Source organism: Moorena sp. SIO2C4, assembly GCF_010672485.1.
In the GTDB taxonomy this organism is placed as follows: Bacteria; Cyanobacteriota; Cyanobacteriia; order Cyanobacteriales; family Coleofasciculaceae; genus Moorena; species Moorena producens.
Genome location: NZ_JAAHGN010001591.1, coordinates 1 through 1,013 on the forward strand (window position 1 = coordinate 1; position 1,013 = coordinate 1,013).

General features: G+C 42.4%; 1 pseudogene. It reads right to left on the reverse strand.

From position 1 onward, the window contains the following. Positions 1–43 precede the first annotated feature (43 nt). Positions 44–1,013: pseudogene (locus F6K20_RS39745) on the reverse strand (NACHT domain-containing protein); the annotation flags it as partial.

Below are 1,013 nucleotides of genomic sequence, written 5' to 3' on the forward strand. Positions count from 1 at the left end.
CCAAATAATAAAAACCGGGTAATCCTTTAATTACCCGGTTTTACACAAACCGTTTCGCCTCTTGCTTGGCTTTATACAAATCCACCTGCTTCAAGGTTTTAATCTGCTCAGCCAATTGGTTAATCAAATCATCTTGATCAATAAGCGTGCCACTATCCTTATCTTCAGCATTTCCCTGAGAATGAATCCAATACGCCAACCATTCCATCAATCGGCGTAAGTCATCCAAACTCAAATAGGTCAACCACTTATCACTACTTAACTCTTTATTAGCATCCCAAGAGGTTAACAAGGTTTCCACTGCTTTGTCATAAAGCTTATAGCGTTCCTTGGGCAAAACCGCTTGATACCGATGAATTAATGCAATAATTGTCAACAATAACGGATTCCGTGCCAATAGCTTAATCCGGTCATTATCATCGAGAGCCTTTCGTAAACTATCCTTGCGCCTTTCAGCTTCTGCTTGGTCTTGAAAGCGACTGTTATACCAGTTATCAATAAACGCGGAAATCTTGCTATCATCAAAGGGTTCAATTTGATAGTGGGGAAAGTCCTCAGTGCGGAAAAAGTCCCGTCGATAACCAGCCGGTCTAGATGTAATAATAGCGCGATTTCTGTCAAACTGTCCTAAAAAATTCTCGATGCGCCTGACTACATCATTGCGTTTAGCCTCTTCTGCTACTTCATCCAAACCATCCAGCAATATCAACGCCCTACCATCAGACAACCAATGCTCAAAAAATCCAACTGGTAACCGTTGCACTGACATCGTGTTTTCCGCAAACCCACGAGCATAGTCGATCAGGTTTTTATCGAGATTTATCCCAAAATCTCGCATCCTAATTAAAATCGGTAGCCAGTCCGTATCACCATCTAATCCCAAAACCTCAGCTTTGCTCTCAGCCAACATTACCGCAAAATAACTCATCAACGTGGTTTTTCCCGAACCAGGCGCACCCAATATCACCACTCGTCTCGACTGACTTTGGCTCAATAACTGCTGAGCCAAGAAT